At 54.8% G+C, this 19,090-nt stretch carries 15 protein-coding genes; all 15 read left to right on the forward strand.

What is annotated here, in order from left to right; genetic code table 11:
• The first annotated feature begins 157 nt into the window (after positions 1-157).
• The 15 genes from proS (at position 158) to pnp (ending at position 18,867) form a co-directional block, all read left to right on the forward strand.
• Positions 158-1,612, forward strand: a complete 1,455-nt coding sequence (proS, locus tag FE783_RS03755) for a proline--tRNA ligase (RefSeq protein WP_138877992.1) — start codon at positions 158-160, stop codon at positions 1,610-1,612.
• Between the two features lie 228 nt (positions 1,613-1,840).
• Positions 1,841-6,154: a PolC-type DNA polymerase III gene (locus FE783_RS03760; RefSeq protein ID WP_138877993.1), complete on the forward strand. Its 4,314-nt coding sequence runs from the start codon at positions 1,841-1,843 to the stop codon at positions 6,152-6,154.
• Between the two features lie 126 nt (positions 6,155-6,280).
• The gene (locus FE783_RS03765) at positions 6,281-6,775 is read left to right on the forward strand and encodes a CBO0543 family protein (RefSeq protein WP_138877994.1); all 495 of its coding nucleotides are present in this window, start codon (positions 6,281-6,283) and stop codon (positions 6,773-6,775) included.
• On the forward strand, positions 6,772-7,278 hold the full coding sequence (locus FE783_RS03770) for a CBO0543 family protein (RefSeq protein WP_138877995.1): 507 nt from the start codon (positions 6,772-6,774) through the stop codon (positions 7,276-7,278). Before FE783_RS03765 ends, FE783_RS03770 begins: the two co-directional genes overlap by 4 nt.
• 145 nt (positions 7,279-7,423) lie before the next feature.
• Positions 7,424-7,882, forward strand: coding sequence for a ribosome maturation factor RimP (rimP, locus tag FE783_RS03775; protein WP_138877996.1), 459 nt, complete (start codon positions 7,424-7,426; stop codon positions 7,880-7,882).
• Positions 7,883-7,975: 93 nt separating this feature from the next.
• A complete protein-coding gene (gene nusA, locus FE783_RS03780; protein ID WP_138877997.1) occupies positions 7,976-9,073 on the forward strand; it encodes a transcription termination factor NusA in 1,098 nt (365 codons plus the stop codon).
• A 60-nt stretch (positions 9,074-9,133) separates the two neighbouring features.
• Complete coding sequence (rnpM, locus tag FE783_RS03785) at positions 9,134-9,451, forward strand: RNase P modulator RnpM (RefSeq protein ID WP_138877998.1); 318 nt, start codon at positions 9,134-9,136, stop codon at positions 9,449-9,451.
• On the forward strand, positions 9,435-9,767 hold the full coding sequence (locus FE783_RS03790; protein ID WP_138877999.1) for a L7Ae/L30e/S12e/Gadd45 family ribosomal protein: 333 nt from the start codon (positions 9,435-9,437) through the stop codon (positions 9,765-9,767). Before rnpM ends, FE783_RS03790 begins: the two co-directional genes overlap by 17 nt.
• Complete coding sequence (gene infB, locus FE783_RS03795) at positions 9,760-12,882, forward strand: translation initiation factor IF-2 (protein WP_138878000.1); 3,123 nt, start codon at positions 9,760-9,762, stop codon at positions 12,880-12,882. The genes FE783_RS03790 and infB overlap by 8 nt, the downstream gene beginning before the upstream one ends.
• Positions 12,883-12,888: 6 nt before the next feature.
• Entirely contained in the window at positions 12,889-13,245 is a 357-nt protein-coding gene (gene rbfA, locus FE783_RS03800; RefSeq protein WP_138878001.1) for a 30S ribosome-binding factor RbfA, read from the forward strand.
• A complete protein-coding gene (locus FE783_RS03805) occupies positions 13,242-14,240 on the forward strand; it encodes a DHH family phosphoesterase (RefSeq protein ID WP_138878002.1) in 999 nt (332 codons plus the stop codon). Before rbfA ends, FE783_RS03805 begins: the two co-directional genes overlap by 4 nt.
• The gene (gene truB / locus FE783_RS03810; protein ID WP_138878003.1) at positions 14,237-15,178 is read left to right on the forward strand and encodes a tRNA pseudouridine(55) synthase TruB; all 942 of its coding nucleotides are present in this window, start codon (positions 14,237-14,239) and stop codon (positions 15,176-15,178) included. The genes FE783_RS03805 and truB overlap by 4 nt, the downstream gene beginning before the upstream one ends.
• A gap of 15 nt (positions 15,179-15,193) precedes the next feature.
• The gene (locus FE783_RS03815) at positions 15,194-16,174 is read left to right on the forward strand and encodes a bifunctional riboflavin kinase/FAD synthetase (protein WP_138878004.1); all 981 of its coding nucleotides are present in this window, start codon (positions 15,194-15,196) and stop codon (positions 16,172-16,174) included.
• Positions 16,175-16,355: 181 nt separating this feature from the next.
• Positions 16,356-16,625: a 30S ribosomal protein S15 gene (gene rpsO / locus FE783_RS03820; RefSeq protein WP_138878005.1), complete on the forward strand. Its 270-nt coding sequence runs from the start codon at positions 16,356-16,358 to the stop codon at positions 16,623-16,625.
• Between the two features lie 136 nt (positions 16,626-16,761).
• Positions 16,762-18,867 (forward strand): polyribonucleotide nucleotidyltransferase, encoded by a 2,106-nt coding sequence (gene pnp, locus FE783_RS03825; protein ID WP_138878006.1) that lies wholly within the window; start codon positions 16,762-16,764, stop codon positions 18,865-18,867.
• Positions 18,868-19,090: the final 223 nt, after the last annotated feature.

Genomic DNA, 19,090 nt, shown 5'->3' on the forward strand with positions numbered 1-19,090 from the left:
TACCTGAAAAATTTCCATTTATCGTCAATGATGCTGCACAACGGCATGGATGTTTTGAGGGGTTTGAATTTCAGGGGGCTCCCCCAAAAGTACTCGGAATAAGCTACAGAGGATAACTTCACTTTTGGGGGACCAATTTAGGAGGCTCTCGTTCCATATGTCCAAAGATAAAGAGAAGCAGTTCGTAAAAGAAATTACGCCGCAAAGCGAAGATTTTTCCCGCTGGTACATAGATGCGATCAGCAAAGCGGAATTGATGAGCTATTCGCCCGTTCGCGGATGCGTCGTGCTCCGTCCGGACGGCTACGAAATATGGGAGCACATCCAGCGCGAGCTCGACCGGAGATTCAAGGAAACCGGGCACCGCAACGCATATTTCCCGTTGTTCATTCCCGAGAGCTTCTTCCAGAAGGAAAAGGAGCATGTCGAAGGCTTCAATCCCGAATTGCCGTGGGTGACGGAAGCCGGCGGAGAGAAGCTGGAGGAGCGTCTTGCGATTCGTCCGACTTCGGAAACGATGATCGGCCATATGTACTCGAACTGGATCAATTCGTATCGCGATCTGCCTGTGCTGATCAATCAGTGGGCGAACGTTGTCCGCTGGGAGAAGCGGACGCTGCCGTTCCTGCGAACGACCGAGTTTTTGTGGCAGGAAGGCCATACGGCTCACGAGGACGAAGCGGACGCTCGGAAAGAAACGATGCAAATGCTCGAAGTATACCGCGATTTTGCCGAGAATTTCTTGGCTATTCCGGTTATAATGGGTCAGAAGACGCCGTCGGAGAAATTTGCCGGAGCAGTCGACACCTATTCGATCGAAGCGATGATGAAGGACGGTAAAGCGGTTCAAGCGGGTACGTCCCACTATTTGGGAACCAACTTCGCGCAGGCGTTCGACATTAAATATTTGGACAGGGACAACTCGCAGCAATTCGTGCACACGACATCGTGGGGAGTAAGCACCCGGCTGATCGGTGCCTTGATTATGGTGCATGGCGACGATCGCGGACTTGCCCTTCCTCCGAAGGTTGCACCGACGCAAGCGGTCGTCATCCCGATCGGTCCTCCGAAAACCCGCGATCAAGTCGTTCCTCGCGCGGAAGAGATGTTCTTCGAATTGAAGCGTGCGGGAATCCGGGTCAAGATCGACGATAATCCGGATCAAAGCCCCGGCTGGAAGTTCAACGAATACGAAATGCGCGGAGTTCCGGTTCGGATCGAGTTCGGTCCCCGCGATATGGAGAACGGACAAGCCGTGCTCGTATCCCGCGTATCGGGCGAGAAGCGTCCGGTCCGGCTCGATGCGATCGTGGAAGAAGTCCGGAAGATGCTGGATGACGTTCACCAGACAATGTACAACAACGCCAAGGCGTTTATGGAAAGCAATTTCAAAATAGTGGACACGCTTGACGAAATGAAGAGCTTCCTGGATGCACAGCGGGGCTTCGTACTGACCGGCTGGTGCGGCTCCGAAGTGTGCGAGAAGCAAGTGAAAGAGGAGACCGGCGCCACGAGCCGGAACATCCCGTTCGAGCCTGCCGAGCGTAAATCGGCGTGCGTCGTATGCGGATCGAAGGCCGAACATACGGTTGTCTTCGGAAAGTCTTATTAAGGAACTTTAACGGAATAACGTACCTGCACTCTGACGACCGGGACTTTGCCGAACCACAAAGCTCGGGTCGTCAGTCAGGGCGGTAATTCCGTTAAAGATCCTAATCGCTGCAGTCGAACCCCAAGAAGGGATCAGGATAAGCCGCCGAGCTTAACTTCGCTTTTTGGGGTTGTTTTTTCGCCGCGACTCTAGCAATCTATTACTAGCTGCAAGTTTGGGGGGAACCGGATGAGCAATACGGCGGACAAGAGGAAACGGTTCGAGCTTTTGCTTGCGCAGGCGGCCGTGCCGAATAACGTCGTCGAAGCCTATTTTGCGGACGGTCACATCGAGCGGGTGGAGTGCAGCCGCAGCAATCGGGAATGGACCTTATTTATTCATAAATCGACATTGATCCCGCTCGACATCTACCGTTCGTTCTACAAAATGATTCAAGACAAGTTCGCGCACATATCCAAAATTCGCCTCGTGCTGAACTATACGGATGACGTAAGCGATCCCGACCTCGTGGACGCATACTGGGGCCTGTTTCTCGAATGGGTGCAGCGCGAAGCGACATCCGTAAACGGGTGGATGAGCAAGGCGAAGTACGAGGTGGCGCCGGGCGGTATCGTGACGCTGCGGATGCTGGACGCGATCGGATTGGAAATGGCCAGGAAAAGGAGCGTCGACGGTTGGGTCCAGCGCTTCTTTGACGAAAATTTCAACCGGAAGTACAATGTCCGGCTTGCCGTAAGCGAGAGCAGCAACGTGGAATTCGAGAAGTTTGCGCAGCGCGTCGTCGAGGAGGAACGGACGGTCATCCAGGAAATCATGACGGCCGTCGATACGGAAGCCGAGACGCCGGAAGTGCCGGAAGGCGAATTGAAGCTCGTGATGGGCTACGATATCAAGGAGCCTCCGGTCCCGCTGAAGGACGTTCTGGAAGAAGAGAAGAAAGTGACCGTGCAAGGTCTTATTTTCGGCCTGGACAAAAAGGAATTGAAAAACGGCAATACGCTGTTCGAGTTCAAGCTGACCGATTTCTCCGATTCGCTTATGATGAAGGCGTTCGCCCGCAACAAGGAAGATTTGAAAATATTGAATTTGCTGGCCGACGGCAAATGGATTCGCGCCCGGGGCAAAGTTGAATACGACCGGTTCATGATGGTGCCGGAGCTCGTCATGATCCCGAGCGACCTTACCGAAGTCGTCGCGCCGCCGGAGCGCAAGGACGACGCCGAGGAGAAACGCGTCGAGCTTCATCTGCATACGACGCTCAGTACGATGGACGCCGTCACGCCCATAGACGCTTATATCAAGACTGCCGCCAAATGGGGGCATAAAGCGATCGCCATTACCGATCACGGCAACGTGCAGGCGTACCCCGAGGCGAACAAGGCGGCCAAGAAGCATGGCATCAAAATCATTTACGGCATGGAAGCGAATGTGGTTAACGATTCGGTCCCGGTTGTAATCAACGAGACGGACGAACCGCTCGCGGAAGCGACCTACATCGTATTCGACATTGAGACGACGGGTCTATCGGTTATCAACAACAAGATCATCGAGCTGGCTGGCGTCAAGATGCAGGACGGCAAAGTTATCGACAAGTTCGAGACATTCGTCAATCCGCATGAAAAAATCCCCTATCATATAAGCCAGCTTACGCACATTACCGACGACATGGTCGTAGGAGCTCCGGAGCTTGAGGACGTGCTGCCGAAGTTTATCGAGTTCGTCGGGGACGCCGTTCTCGTCGCGCACAACGCCCGGTTCGATATCGGGTTCATCCAGGAGTTTTGCAAGCGGCTCGGCCTGCCGGTGCTGACCAATCCGGTGCTCGATACGCTGGAACTGGCCCGTATCCAATATCCGACGCTGAAAAACCACCGGCTGAATACGTTGTCCGACAAATTCAAGGTCGGGCTGGAAAACCATCACCGCGCGGTCGACGACTCCGCTGCGCTCGGGCAAGTGTTGTTCCATATGCTGAAAGACGCCGCGGAACGCGGGAAGACGACGCTCCGCCAGCTGAATGACGAGGTAGGGAAAGATTTATCCAACACCCGCCCGTTCCACTGCTGCATATATGCGAAAAATTTGACCGGCAAAAAGAACTTGTACAAGCTCGTTTCGCTGTCGCATACCGAATATTTCAAGAGAGTACCGTGCATCCCGAGAAGCAAGCTGATCGAGCTGAGGGAAGGGCTGCTTATTTCGTCCGGCTGCGAGAAAGGCGAGTTTTACGAGACGGTGCTGAACAAATCTGTGGAAGAAGCGGAGCAGGTGGCCGAATTTTACGACGTGCTGGAAGTGCAGCCGATCGGCGTCAACATGCATCTCGTCGATAAAGGACTTGTCGGCAGCCGGCTGGAGCTGGAAGAAGCGAACCGGCGCATCGTGCAAATCGCCGAGAAGCAGGGGAAATGGGTTGTCGCCACCGGCAACGTGCATTACTTGCATCCGCGGGAGAAAATTCACCGCGACATTACGATACACGGCATCACCGGCTTCAGCCCGTTGAAGGATATGAAGAAGCCGGACGTTCATTTCCGGACGACCCGCGAGATGCTGGAGGAATTCGCGCATTTGGGCGAACAGAAAGCTTATGAAGCGGTTGTTACGAACACGAACTTGTTCGCCGATCTGATCGAGCAGTATGATTTGTTCCCGAAGGAGCTGTTCACGCCGATTATCGAAGGGGCGGAGGAAGAAATCCGCAGCACGTGCTACCGGACCGCGAAAGAGTTTTATGGGGAGGACGTTCCCGAGGTTGTCGTGGCGAGGCTGGAAAAAGAGCTGAAGCCGATTATCAGCTACGGCTTCTCTGCGAACTACTTGATCTCGGCGCGGCTCGTAAAAAAGTCGAACGAAGACGGGTATTTGGTAGGCTCGCGGGGTTCGGTAGGTTCGTCCGTTGTCGCCACGTTTCTGGGCATTTCGGAAGTTAATCCGCTTCCCCCGCATTATATGTGCCGGTCATGCAAGCACAGCGAATGGTTCCTCGACGGAAGCATTCCGAGCGGCTTCGACCTGCCGGAGAAGCTTTGTCCGAAATGCGGGGCCAAGATGAAAGGCGAAGGACAAGACATCCCGTTCGAAACGTTCCTCGGCTTCAAAGGCGATAAAGTTCCCGATATCGACTTGAACTTCTCGGGCGAATACCAGCCGGAGGCGCACAATTTCACGAAGATCATGTTCGGGGAAAAAAGCGTGTTCCGCGCGGGGACGATCGGAACGGTCGCCGAAAAAACGGCGTTCGGCTACGTGAAAAAGTTCGAGGAGGAGCACGGGAAAAAGTGGCGCACCGCGGAAGTGCTTCGGCTTGCCCAAGGCTGTACCGGCGTGAAGCGCAGTACCGGCCAGCATCCCGGCGGCATCGTCGTCGTTCCCGATTACATCGAGGTGGAGGACGTTACGCCGGTGCAATATCCGGCGGACGATACGAAAGCGGAGTGGAAGACGACGCATTTCGACTATCATGCATTCGAGGATAATCTGCTGAAGCTCGACATACTGGGACACGACGATCCGACGATGATGCGGATGCTTCAGGACTTGACGGGGATCGATCCGACGACTCTTCCGATGAACGATCCGAAAGTGATGAGCTTGTTCAGCTCGACGGACGCACTCGGCGTTACGCCGGAGCAGATCCGCTCCCCGGTGGCGACTTACGGCGTTCCGGAGATGGGTACGAAGTTCGTCCGGCAAATGCTTCAGGAGACGCAGCCGTCGTCGTTCGCTGACTTGCTGCAAATATCCGGGCTTTCCCACGGAACCGGCGTTTGGCTCGGGAACGCCCAAGAGCTGATCAAGAACAATACATGCAATATCAAAACCGTTATCGGCTGCCGCGACGACATTATGCTGTATTTGATCTACAAGGCCGGGATGGACGCGGGTCTAGCGTTCAAAATAACGGAAAGCGTACGTAAAGGTAGAGGACTCACCGACGAATGGATCGAAGAAATGAAAAACTGCAAGGTGCCGAAATGGTACATCGACTCGTGTCTGAAAATCGAGTATATGTTCCCGAAGGCGCATGCGGCCGCTTACGTCATCTCCGCGGTTCGCACCGCTTATTTCAAGCTGTATCATCCGATTGCGTTCTATGCGACCTACTTTTCGGTGCGCGCCTCGGAAGATTTCGATATCGAATTGTGCTGCCAAGGCTACGAAGCGATTAAAGCGAAGCTGATCGAAATCGAAGCCAAAGGGTTTCAGGCCGCGCCGAAAGAAAAGGCGATGGTGTCCGTTCTCGAAATGGCGCTAGAGATGACGGCGCGCGGCTTCTCGTTCAAAAGCATCGATCTGTACCGATCCGACGCGACCCGGTTCAAAATCGAAGAAAATTCGCTGATCCCGCCGTTTTCCGCCATTCAAGGCGTCGGCGAGAACGCGGCGCGCAATATCGCGGCCGCTTGCGAGGAAGGCTCGTTTCTCTCGATTGAAGATTTCCAATCGAAGGCGAAAGCGACGAAGACGATCGTTGAAATTTTGGGCGGCATGGGCTGCTTCCGCGGCCTTCCCGAGTCGAACCAGCTCTCATTGTTTTGATAAATCCGGCACAACGTACGCAGCCTCCTCGGGAGGCTGTTTTTTTCTGATCGCACTGCCGAAGAATTGGACCGCCCTCCCAAGGGAAAACTGACGGAACAATCCGATTTGTCGAGAGGGACGTTCATGTTATTGTCTTCCGAAAGATTCATTTTGATTACGTTATGGATGCTCGGGATTACGGGCTGCCTCATGATACCGGAGCGCAAACGCAGAGAAGCCTGGATCGCTTTTCTGGCATGCCAAGCGATTACATGGATCGGTTCGCTCGTGCAGGTCCGCTTGGGCTGGATTGCGTTTCCGGTTCGCGAATTTCCGAAGGCGACGGATTTATGCTTGACGACGGAATTTTTCTTTTATCCGCTGGCTTGTGCAATCTATTACATATTCGAACCCAAACATTCGGCAACATTTCGCATATGCTACTCGCTCCTATGGGTTTTCGGCTTGACCTTGTTTGATTGGAATTTATCCGTCCATACCGAAGTGCTGGACTATAAACGGTACACGTGGTACTGGAGCGGGCTCGATTTTGCGATCACTTTCGTTGCGGCAAACATCTACACCCGTTGGTTTTTCAAGTCACAGGCACTGCGCTCGGAAAGGAGAAATCTGCCATGACGCTGGAATGGGTCATCCTGGGGGCCGTATGGGTTCTGTCTTTGGCCATTCTCGTTTTCCTGGTGCCGAAGGACCGGGTCCGCATTGCGCATACCGCTTTTCTGTTCAAGCAGATGATCACCTGGTTTTTCGGATTGATCGTCGTCGAGCTCGGCATGTTGGAGTACCCGGTCCGGGAGCTGGCGTCCGTGAACCGGACAAGCCTTACGTACGAATTTTTGGCTTACCCTACCATATGCGCCGTATTTAACGCTCGTTATCCGACCGGACGCGGACTTTTGTTCCAGTTATGCTACTTCGGCATTTACTGCACGGCGATGACGGTCACAGAAGTGCTGATCGAGAAAAATACGCGGCTGATCGCCTACTTGCACTGGAGCTGGTATTGGACTTGGTGCACGCTTTTTTTGACGTTTTTGGGCTCCCGTCTATTTTGTGTATGGTTTCTCAAAAAACGGCGGGAACCCGCGAAATTGCAAGAAAACTGCGGTGAAAACGGTTGAAAGGAAACAACTGTTATGGTATAATCATTTTTGGCAATAATGAGGATGGATAGAACGTCGCGACAGGAGAGTGGGGAAACCCACTCTTTACGTTTTATCTCACATATCGGAGGCTACCCGGCAATCGTAGCAGAGGAGGTCGACCATGGCGCAGCAAATCAAAACGGCCGTGGAGGAAATGCTTGCTTCCTTTTTGGAGCGGGAAGGGTTCGAGCTGGTGGACATCGAGTACGTGAAGGAGGGCAGCAACTGGTTCCTTCGCGTCTTTGTAGATAAAGAGGGCGGTATCGATATCGACGATTGCGGACGAATCAGCGAGTATTTAAGCGAACGGCTGGACGAGAAAGATCCAATCCCGACCGCTTACTTCCTCGAAGTGTCTTCTCCCGGCGCCGAGCGCCCGCTTAAGAAGCCGCAGGACTACGTCCGCGCAGTAGGCAAGAATGTGTTCGTAACGACATACGAGCCGATAGACGGCGCGAAAGAATTCGAAGGACGGCTGCTAGATTATACCGAAGAGGCTATCGTCGTTCAGACCGCCAAAAAAACAACGGAAATTCCGGCAGGCAAAATCGCCAGCGCGAGACTTGCCATTTTATTCTAGGAACTATAACGGAATAACGTTTCTACTCTCCGACGGTAATTCCGTTAAAGTTCCCTAGCCGTTTCTAGCCTTGAAAGGGGGAATTCCCAAACCATGAACATGGAATTTATCGAAGCGTTGTCGGATATCGAGCGGGAAAAAGGGATAGCGAAGGATGTTTTGATCGATGCGATCGAAGCGGCCCTCATATCGAGCTATAAACGCAATTTCAACACGGCGCAAAATGTAAGAGTAGACATCAACCGTCATACCGGACTTATTAAAGTGTATGCCCGTAAGACGGTTGTGGACGACGTGCTCGACCCCAGATTGGAAATTTCGCAGCATGCGGCGAGAGAGATCAATCCGAACTTCCAGTTGGACGACATCGTGGAAATCGAAGTGACCCCGCGCGACTTCGGACGGATCGCCGCCCAAACGGCAAAGCAGGTCGTCACCCAGCGAATCCGCGAGGCGGAGCGCGGACTGATTTATAACGCGTTTATCGACCGCGAGGAAGATATCGTGACCGGCACCGTGCAGCGTCAAGATTTGCGCAACATTTACTTGGATCTGGGCAAGGTCGAGGCGGTGCTTCCGCTCAGCGAGCTGATGCAGGGCGAGAAGTTCAAGCATCAGGACCGGATCAAGGCGTACATTACGAAGGTGGAGAATACGACGAAGGGCCCTCAGATCATTCTCTCCCGTACGCATCCCGGGCTGCTGAAACGTCTGTTCGAGCTGGAAGTTCCGGAAATATACGACGGTGTCGTCGAAATCCGCTCCGTCGCGAGGGAGGCCGGCTTCCGTTCGAAAATCGCCGTCCATTCGCGCAACGACGAGGTCGATCCGGTAGGGTCGTGCGTCGGGCCGAAGGGCACCCGCGTGCAAACGATCGTAAACGAGCTGCGTGGCGAAAAAATCGATATCGTGCGCTGGTCGGAAAGCGTCGAGGAGTATGTGGCGAATGCGCTCAGTCCTTCCAAGGTGCTGGAAGTGAACGTGTTCGAGGCGGAGAAGATGGCCCGTGTCATCGTCCCGGACTACCAGCTGTCGCTCGCGATCGGTATCAAAGGACAGAACGCCCGTCTAGCCGCCAAGCTGACCGGCTGGAAAATCGATATCAAGAGCGAATCCCAAGCCGAGCAGGAGCTGGGCAGACCGCGTTCGTCCGGCGAGGAGATGCCGCAAGATTCGGTCAGCATCGACTAGAATCCGTATTAAAGCAGTTATTGTTGCCGAGCCGACTACATTTTTCAGGTGGGGATCGCCGTGAAAGTAAGAAAAGTACCGCAGCGCAAATGTATCGTCTGCCAGAAGACGTTATCGAAGCGGGAGATGCTGCGCGTCGTCCGCACGCCGGAAGGCGAAGTCGAGCTCGATCCGACAGGCAAGAAAAACGGGCGCGGCGCTTATATATGCGGGGACGCGGAAGCGTTCAAAAAAGCAAGAAAAACGAAAGCGTTCGAGCGCGCTCTCAAGGTAAGCCTGACGCCGGAGCAGCACGATTCGCTCGAACAGTCTTTCTTGGCCGTACAAGACAAATTCAAATCGGTAAGCTGCGGAAAACCCGATGAGCAAGCCGAATAAAGCATTATCGTATATGGGACTCGCCATGCGGGCGGGGAAACTGGCATTCGGGGAGGAAGGCGTCCTTAAAGCGATCCGGTCGGGACAGGCTCGCCTAGTCGTGATGGCGGAGGACGCTTCCGACAATACCCGGAAGAAGTACCGGGACAAATGCCAGCACTACAATGTCGAACTGTCGGAGAGTTTCAGCCGGTACGAACTCGGAGCCGCGATCGGAAAGGAAGCGCGGGTGCTTGTGGCCGTACTGGATTCAGGATTGGCACAGCTGATCAAGCCGTGTCTCGTAAAACCCCCGGAGGTGGAACCTATTGAGTAATCAGGACAAAGATAAATTACGGGTGTACGAATATGCAAAATCTTTGAACATGAGCAGCAAGGAAATTATTACGATTCTAAAACGTTTGAGTGTTCCAGTAAACAACCATATGAGCGTTATGGAAAATGAGGCGGTTGATAAAGTGGAAAAGTTTTTCCGTGACGTAAAAGCAAATGCTGCAGCAAAACGTGCTGCAGGCGAAGGCAGCTCGGCTGGCTCGGCATCCAACTCGCAAGGCGGCAAGCCGGCCCCTAGACCGGGTGCAGGAGGGCAAGATAATCGCGGAGATCGTCCGCAAGGCGGGGACCGCGGCGATCGTCCGCAAGGTGGAGACCGTGGAGACCGTCCGCAGGGCGGAGACCGTGGAGATCGCCCGCAAGGCGGAGAACGCGGAGATCGTCCGCAAGGCGGAGATCGTGGGGATCGTCCGCAGGGCGGAGACCGTGGAGACCGTCCGCAAGGCGGAGATCGTGGGGATCGTCCGCAGGGCGGAGATCGTGGGGATCGTCCGCAGGGCGGAGACCGTGGAGACCGTCCGCAAGGCGGAGACGGCCAGCGCCGTTACGATAATAATCGTCCTCCGTACCAAGGGAACCGTCCGCAAGGAGGCGGCCAAGGACGTCCGTATGGAGACCGTCCGCAAGGCGGTCAAGGCGGAGACGGCCAACGCCGTTACGACAACAATCGTCCGCCATACCAAGGCGGGAACCGTCCGCAAGGAGGCGGTCAGGGAGGTCAAGGCGGCCAAGGACGTCCGTATGGAGACCGTCCGCAAGGCGGTCAAGGCGGAGACGGCCAGCGCCGTTACGACAATAACCGTCCGCCGTACCAAGGCGGGAACCGTCCGCAAGGAGGCGGCCAGGGAGGTCCAGGCGGCCAAGGCCGACCGTATGGCGATCGTCCGCAAGGTGGTCAAGGAGGCAGCCGTCCGCCGTACCAAGGCGGAAACCGTCCGCAAGGAGGCGGTCAAGGAGGTCAAGGACGTCCGGCCGGAGACGGTCAACGCCGTTTCGACAATAACCGTCCACAAGGAGGCGGTCAAGGCGGAGGAGCAAAACCGGCTGCGGCCATTCAGCCTACGGCGGCTCCGCGCCAAGCGCCCCCGCGTACCGACCGTGATCGGGGATATCAGGACAGAGACCGGGCGAGCGCTCTGAAAAACGCCGACCCTCGTTTCAATAAAGCGGAAGTGATCCGCACAACCGTCGAGAACTTGGACGATATTAACGTAAATCAAAATGTGAAGACGTCGAAGAAACCGAAGCCGACCCAGAACAACAGATCGGGCGGAGCCGGTTATAAAGGCAAGCAAGGCGGCAGAGGCAGAGGACAGGAGCCTGTCCGCAAAGAAAAAATCGACAATACGCCGAAGAAAATTATCGTACGGGGCACAATGACCGTAGGCGATCTTTGCAAATTGCTTCATAAAGACGCCTCCGAAGTTATCAAGAAGCTGCTGCTCCTCGGCACGATGGCGACGATCAACCAGGAGCTGGAGCTTGATACGATCCTGCTTGTCGCGAACGAATTCAAAGTGGAAGTGGAAGTCAAGCTTCCGGTCGAAGAAGACAACTTCGAGACGATCGAGGAGAAGGACGAGGCTGAGGATCTGCTCGAGCGTCCGCCGGTCGTCACGATTATGGGTCACGTCGACCACGGTAAAACTACGCTGCTCGACGCCATCCGTCAGACGAACGTATCGGAAGGCGAAGCGGGGGGCATTACCCAGCATATCGGCGCGTATCAGGTCGAGATCAAAAACAAAAAGATTACGTTCCTGGATACTCCGGGTCACGAAGCGTTCACTTCGATGCGCGCGCGCGGCGCCCAAGTAACGGACATTACGATTATCGTCGTAGCGGCGGATGACGGCGTTATGCCGCAAACCGTCGAAGCGATCAGCCATGCGAAGGCCGCTAACGTGCCGATTATCGTCGCGGTGAACAAGATCGACAAGCCGGACGCCAACCCGGACAAAATCAAGCAGGAACTGACCGAGTACAACCTCGTTCCGGAGGAGTGGGGCGGAGATACGATCTTCGTTAACATTTCGGCGAAACAAAAGCAAGGCCTGGAAGAACTGCTCGAGATGATTTTGCTCGTGGCGGAAGTGCAGGAATTCAAGGCGAACCCGAACAAGCGGGCGAGAGGAACGGTCATCGAGGCCGAGCTGGACAAAGGAAAAGGCCCGGTTGCCCGGATCTTGATCCAGCACGGAACATTGAAGATCGGAGACGCCTTCGTAGCGGGCGTATGCTTCGGCCGCGTTCGGGCCATGGTTAACGACAAGGGCCGTCGTCTGAAGGAAGCGGGTCCGTCCACGCCTGTAGAAATAACCGGTCTTACGGAAGTGCCGCAAGCCGGCGATCCGTTCCTCGCGTTCGAGGACGAACGGAAAGCAAGAGCGATCGCGGAACGCCGGATGACGACGCATCGTCAATCGACGATGGGCGCGAACAGCCGCGTAACGCTCGACGATTTGTACAAACACATCAAGGAAGGCGAGATCAAAGATTTGAACGTCATTATCAAGGGCGACGTTCAAGGATCCGTCGAAGCGCTCAAAGGATCCCTCGCGAAAATTGAAGTGGAAGGCGTCCGCGTCAAAATTTTGCACAATGGAGTAGGCGCGATCACCGAATCGGATATCATCCTCGCGTCCGCGTCGAATGCCATCATCATCGGCTTCAACGTCCGGCCGGAGCCGGCTGCCATGGCGACCGCCGAGCAGGAGAAGGTAGACATCCGTCTGCACAGCATTATTTACAAAGTGATCGAAGAGATCGAGCAAGCGATGAAGGGCATGCTGGATCCGGTGTACAAGGAAGTAGTCATCGGCCAGGCCGAAGTGCGCAACCTGTTCAAGGTTACCAAAATCGGTACGATAGCCGGATGTATGATTACTTCGGGCAAAATTACCCGGGCGGCGGAATTGCGCGTCATCCGCGGCGGCATTGTCGTATTTACGGGCAAGGTCGACTCGCTGAAGCGATTCAAAGACGATGTTCGCGAAGTGTCACAAGGGTACGAGTGCGGTATTTCCATCGAGAAATATAACGATATTAAAGAAGGGGACGTCATCGAGGCGTTCGTGATGGAAACCGTAGAAAGGTGATGACCGATGGCAAAAGTACGTGTCGGCCGTGTCGGCGAGCAAATTAAAAAAGAATTGAGCCAAATTTTGCAGTCGGAGCTGAAAGATCCGCGCGTCGGTTTTATAACCGTTACCGGGGTCGATGTGACGAACGATTTGTCGCAGGCCAAAGTGTTCCTGAGCGTACTCGGCACCGAGCAGCAGAAGGAAGAATCGCTCAAGGCGATTGCGAAGGCGACCGGATTTATCCGCTCCGAGCTCAGCAAGCGGATCCGGCTTCGCATTACGCCGGAGCTGCAGTTCCAGTTCGATGCTTCGATCGAGTACGGCAGCCGTATCGACGAGCTGTTGAACAAAATCAATAACGGGAATGCGAGCGTATGACGGCCTCCCTCCACGCTCGTCCTTATCCCGAACAGCTGGCCGCCGCCCGGGCGTTCATCGAGGCGAACGACGGATTCCTCGTCGTTGCCCATGTGAATCCCGACGGCGACGCAGCCAGCTCGACGCTGGCGGTCGGATGGATGCTGGAGCGTATCGGCAAACGGTATGTGATGATCAATGAGGGCAAGACGCCGGACAAGTTCGGTTATTTGTGGGGCTTCGACCGGCTGCTGCGCTATGAGGAACGGCAGCCGGAAGAACGTTTCCGGTTCGTCATCAGCGTCGATTGCGCCGACGCCTCGCGTATCGGCAAAGTAAGCGAGCTGTTCGCCGAAGACGTTCAGGTGCTCAATATCGATCACCATGCTACGAACGATTATTTCGGAGACGTGCAGCTGATTCGCGAAGACGCGGCGGCGACTGTAGAAGTGCTGTATGATTTGGCGGAGGAAATGCGGCTGCCGCTCGCGATCGAGCTGGCGACGGCTTTGTATACGGGGCTTCTGACCGATACGGGAGGATTTCGTTATTCGAATACGACGCCCAAGGTGATGAAGATCGCCGCAGAGCTTCTTGCCGCCGGAGTGGCGGGTCACAAGCTGGCGGAGCAAGTGCTGGAGAAAATAACGTTTTCGCACATTGCCGTATTGAAGCAGGTGCTCACCACATTGTCTTTCGCTTTCGATAAAAAAGTAAGCTGGATTACCGTATCGCAGGACGACATCAGACAAACGGGAGCCACTTCGGAAGATATGGAAGGTCTCATTCTGTATCCGCGCAACATCGAAGGCGTCGAGGTAGGGCTATTGTTCAAGCAGACGGACGAGCGGACGGTGAAGGTCAGCTTTCGCTCCAATGGTACGGTGGACGTAGCCGCCATCGCCAAGTCTTTCGGCGGAGGGGGACACGTTCGAGCTTCCGGATGTACGATCGCCGGTGAGCTGCCGGATGTCGTCACGCAAGTTATAAAGGAAGTAGGGCAATCGTTGCAATGATATACGAGGGTGTATTGCCGGTCAACAAGCCGGCTGGCTTCACCTCGCACGACGTGGTGGCGAAGATGCGCCGGATACTCGGGATGAAGCGGATCGGTCACACCGGTACGCTCGACCCGCAAGTAACCGGCGTACTGCCGCTATGTTTGGGCAGAGCTACCCGATTCGTCGAGTACATACAAGAAATGCCCAAGCAGTATGAAGCCGAGCTTTGTATCGGCTATTCGACGGATACGGAGGATTGGACCGGCGAAACGATCGAACGGCTTCAGCCGGGACAAGCCGTATTGACGGAAGAACAGGTTCGCGGGACGCTGGCCGCATTCGTTGGAACGATTGACCAGGTGCCGCCGATGTATTCCGCGGTGAAGGTCGGGGGCAAGAAGCTGTACGAGCTGGCGAGAGAAGGAAAAGAGATTGAACGGAAAGCGCGAAAGGTCGACATTTACGAGATCGAGACGCTTGGGTTAGACCTGCAAGCCGAATATCCGAGAATCCGCTTCCGGGCCCTATGCTCCAAAGGCACCTATATCCGCACGTTATGCGTCGATATCGGCAAAGCGTTGGGCTATCCCGCGGTTATGACCGGTTTGGTGCGAAGCCGTTCCGGTTCCATCTCGATCGACCGGTGCATGAGTTTAGAGGAAATCGAAAGCCTGCACCGTTCGGGGAAATTGGCGGATAGAATTATTCCTGCGGACCGCGTCGTGACCCACTTGCCCGAATGTACCGTTTCCGGGAAGGAAGCGATTCACGCCATACAAGGCAAAACGATTCCTTTACCGCAATGCCCGATTTCTCCGGAAGCCGGGGAATTGATTCGTATGTACGATCCGCAAGGAACGTTCGTAGGCCTGTTCCGGGTCGATCGCGAACGCGAAACGTTGCGTCCCGAGAAAGTATTTGCGTCAAGCGGATCTCGGAATGACGCCGATTAGCAGGTGAGAGCTGACATGCAAACTATAACTATGCAATATCCGGTATCGTTCCCGCTTCCGGGCATGCCCGAGGGCGGGCAAGTACTCGCGATCGGGGATTTCGACGGGCTGCATCTCGGTCACCGCGAAGTGATTCGCCGAGCGGTGGAAACGGCCGGGAAGCTGCGGCTGCCGGCCGCCATCATGACGTTTCATCCGCATCCGCGCGAGGTGCTGGGGCAGAGCAAATACGTTCGGCACATTACCCCGCTGCCGGAGAAGCTGGCCTTGTTTGCGGAAGCGGGAGTCGACGTTGCATACATGATGAACTTCGATCCGGCCTTCTCGCAAATAAGCCCTGCGCAATTCGTCGAAGAGGTGCTTGTGCCGCTTCGGGTCGGCACCGTCGTTGTCGGGTTCGATTTCCGGTTCGGCCATAAAGGCAGCGGCGATCCCGACATGTTGTGCGAGCTTGCTGCGGGCAGGTTTGCCGTGGAGGTAGTCCGGCCTTACCATATGGACGGCGTTAAAGTAAGCAGCACGCTTATCCGCGATCACTTGGAGCGGGGGGACGTAGCGAGAGTCGAGCATCTTCTCGGACGCCGTTACTCGTTGACCGGCAAAGTCGTGCACGGCGCAGCCAGAGGCAGGCAAATCGGCTTTCCGACCGCGAACATCGAGCTGGACGGGGCTTACGTCATTCCGATGAACGGCGTCTATGCGGTTCGTCTGGATTGGGCCGGACAACATTACTACGGAGTCATGAATATCGGGACTAAGCCGACGTTTGAAGACTCCTCGCACCGGACGCTGGAAGCCCATCTGTTCGATTTCGGACATACGATCTATGGCGAATCCGTCAAGCTGGAGCTGATTTCTTATATTCGGCCCGAGCAAAAGTTCGCTTCTATAGATGAGCTGATCGCGCAGATCGGCAAAGACGTGTTGACCGCAAAGGAGCGGATCGGCTACGTACCGGACAAAGCGGCCAACCCTCTTTTGAACGGGATGTCGTGACCGTGTCCGAATAAACCGTTTGTTTTCCGGCATTTACTTTGACTCTGCAAGTATGCTATACTAATTTTCGTTGCTTGGGTTCTCACCCGGCAATGAAATGCGAACCTTGGCTCGGTCGCTCGATCTCACCGACGGCTTCTGGGCTAACGGCGATTATTTGACGAATAGGGAGGTGAACAGGATGGCTTTGACTCAAGAACGCAAGACACAATTGATCCAGGATTACAAAAACCATGAATCCGATACGGGATCTCCGGAAGTGCAAATCGCTATCCTTACGGAAAACATCGTGAACTTGACCAACCATCTGCGCGCGCACAAGAAGGATCATCATTCTCGCCGCGGATTGTTGAAAATGGTCGGTCAACGCCGTAAGCTGCTGGCATACCTGAAAAACAAAGATGTTAGCCGCTACAGCGCATTGATCGAACGTCTCGGACTTCGCAGATAATGTGTTAAGGACAAAAACAACCTTGTCGGCCATTGCCGAACGGTTGTTTTTTTCTTGTGCAAGAAGGAAATACTGGTTGGTATGCAGAATAAGGGAGAGTCGCGACCAAACTTACATAACGAGCAGGAGGGATTATATGGAGAAGAAGGTGCGCATGGATTTTGGAGGACGCCCGCTTACGTTTGAAACCGGACGTCTGGCCAAGCAGGCCAACGGCGCCGTGCTGGTACGCTACGGCGAAACCGTAGTTCTCTGTACGGTGACCGCTTCCAGCGAGCCGAAGGATTTGGACTTTTTTCCGCTGACGGTCAACTACGAGGAAAGACTGTATGCGGTAGGGAAAATTCCCGGAGGCTTCATTAAGCGGGAAGGCCGTCCGAGCGAGAAAGCGATTTTGGCAGGCCGTCTGACGGACCGGACGATTCGTCCGCTCTTTGCGGAAGGATTCCGCAACGACGTGCAGATCGTGGCGATGGTCATGAGCGTCGATCAAAACTGCTCCCCGGAAATTGCCGCCATGGTGGGGACATCGGCTGCGCTTACCGTTTCCGACGTTCCGTTCAACGGGCCGATCGGAGGCGTCATCGTCGGTCGGATCGACGGACAGTTCATCATTAACCCGAATCACGAGCAGGAGCAAAAGAGCGACATGTACGTTGTCGTCGGGGGAACGAAGGACGCCATCATGATGGTGGAAGCCGAAGCGAACGAAGTTTCGGAAGAAGATATGCTCGAAGCGATCATGTTCGGACACGAGGAAATCAAGAAGATCGTGGCTCTTCAAGAACAGTTCGCGGCCGAGGCGGGCAAACCGAAGATGGAAGTGAAGCTGCATGCCGTCGACGAGCAGGTTAACGCCGAAGTACGCGCTTTTGCCAGCGCCAGACTTGTCGAGGCGATCCGCATTCCGGAGAAGCATGCGCGTCAGGAAGCGATTGACGCCATTAACGCCGAAGCGGTGGAGCATTTTGCACAAGCATATGCGGAAGCTCCCGAGAAGCTGAAGGACGTCAAGGAAGTGCTTTACGATATCGTCAAGGAAGAAGTTCGCCGTCTCATCACGCACGATAAAGTACGCCCGGATGGCCGCGGATTGGCCGAAATTCGTCCGATCGAGTGCGACACCGCGATTTTGCCGCGCACGCACGGGTCCGGATTGTTCACCCGCGGACAAACCCAAGCGTTGAGCATTTGTACGCTGGGCGCTCTCGGCGACGTGCAAATTTTGGACGGGTTGGATTTGGAAGAAACGAAACGGTTCATGCACCATTACAACTTCCCGCCGTTCAGCGTAGGGGAAGCCAGACCGCTGCGCGCACCGGGACGGCGCGAGATCGGACACGGCGCATTGGGCGAACGCGCGCTCTCGAAGGTGCTTCCGCCGGAATCCGAATTCCCGTACACGATCCGTCTCGTATCCGAAGTGTTGGAATCGAACGGTTCGACATCGCAGGCGAGCATTTGCGCCAGCACTTTGGCGATGATGGATGCCGGAGTACCGATCAAAGCGCCTGTTGCCGGCGTAGCCATGGGACTCATCAAGGACGGAAGCCATTTCTCGGTCTTGACCGACATCCAAGGGATGGAAGATCATCTCGGCGATATGGACTTTAAAGTAGCGGGAACGTCCGCGGGTGTTACGGCCATTCAGATGGATATCAAGATCGACGGGATCGACCGCGCGATTTTGGACGAAGCGCTCGGACAAGCGAAGGAAGGCCGGATGTTCATTCTCGGCAAAATGATGGAATCGATCAGCGAGCCGCGCAAAGCTTTGTCCCAATATGCGCCGAAAATCATCATCATGCACATCAACCCGGACAAAATCCGCGAAGTTATCGGAGCTGGCGGCAAAATCATCAACAAGATCATCGAGGAAACGGGCGTCAAGATCGATATCGAGCAGGACGGAACCGTGTTCATCGCATCCTCCAATGCGGAGATGAACGAGAAAGCGAAGTCGATCATCGAAGGAATCGTTCGCGAAGTCGTCGTTGGCGAGACTTACCTCGGAACGGTCAGACGGATCGAGAAGTTCGGCGCGTTCGTGGAAATTTTGCCGGGCAAAGACGGTCTCGTCCACATTTCCCAATTGTCCACCGAACGGGTGGCGAAAGTGGAAGACGTCGTGAAGATCGGCGATCAAATTACCGTTAAAGTAACCGAGATCGACAATCAAGGCCGCGTCAATTTGTCGCGCAAAGCTACGCTTGCCCCGCCTCAAGTACCTGCACAAAACTAAGAAGGAACTTTCACGTAATTGCCTACCGTGTATTACGTGATAGTTCCTAAGGCGTACAACCGAATACAATCGCTTCATACAAAGAGCCAGAGCAGTCTGTCTCTTTTTTTATTGCTCAATAACAGGTATCAATCGAGAAAGCTTCGAAAAGGATTTTAAGGCTTTTGAGAAAGTCAAAAAGAGATGAACGTCCAAAAGAGGTTGGGGAGATGTGCGTAAAGCG

The organism is Paenibacillus mesophilus (assembly GCF_005938385.1).
GTDB lineage: Bacteria > Bacillota > Bacilli > Paenibacillales > NBRC-103111 > Paenibacillus_AB > Paenibacillus_AB mesophilus.

What these genes read in the sequence shown, in the direction of transcription:
- rbfA (WP_138878001.1), top strand. Translation starts at nt 12,889, where the DNA reads ATGGCAAAAGTACGTGTCGGCCGTGTCGGCGAGCAAATTAAAAAAGAA.
- proS (WP_138877992.1), top strand. Translation starts at nt 158, where the DNA reads ATGTCCAAAGATAAAGAGAAGCAGTTCGTAAAAGAAATTACGCCGCAA.
- FE783_RS03790 (WP_138877999.1), top strand. Translation starts at nt 9,435, where the DNA reads ATGAGCAAGCCGAATAAAGCATTATCGTATATGGGACTCGCCATGCGG.
- truB (WP_138878003.1), top strand. Translation starts at nt 14,237, where the DNA reads ATGATATACGAGGGTGTATTGCCGGTCAACAAGCCGGCTGGCTTCACC.
- FE783_RS03770 (WP_138877995.1), top strand. Translation starts at nt 6,772, where the DNA reads ATGACGCTGGAATGGGTCATCCTGGGGGCCGTATGGGTTCTGTCTTTG.
- FE783_RS03760 (WP_138877993.1), top strand. Translation starts at nt 1,841, where the DNA reads ATGAGCAATACGGCGGACAAGAGGAAACGGTTCGAGCTTTTGCTTGCG.
- rpsO (WP_138878005.1), top strand. Translation starts at nt 16,356, where the DNA reads ATGGCTTTGACTCAAGAACGCAAGACACAATTGATCCAGGATTACAAA.
- pnp (WP_138878006.1), top strand. Translation starts at nt 16,762, where the DNA reads ATGGAGAAGAAGGTGCGCATGGATTTTGGAGGACGCCCGCTTACGTTT.
- FE783_RS03805 (WP_138878002.1), top strand. Translation starts at nt 13,242, where the DNA reads ATGACGGCCTCCCTCCACGCTCGTCCTTATCCCGAACAGCTGGCCGCC.
- FE783_RS03765 (WP_138877994.1), top strand. Translation starts at nt 6,281, where the DNA reads ATGTTATTGTCTTCCGAAAGATTCATTTTGATTACGTTATGGATGCTC.
- nusA (WP_138877997.1), top strand. Translation starts at nt 7,976, where the DNA reads ATGAACATGGAATTTATCGAAGCGTTGTCGGATATCGAGCGGGAAAAA.
- rimP (WP_138877996.1), top strand. Translation starts at nt 7,424, where the DNA reads ATGGCGCAGCAAATCAAAACGGCCGTGGAGGAAATGCTTGCTTCCTTT.
- FE783_RS03815 (WP_138878004.1), top strand. Translation starts at nt 15,194, where the DNA reads ATGCAAACTATAACTATGCAATATCCGGTATCGTTCCCGCTTCCGGGC.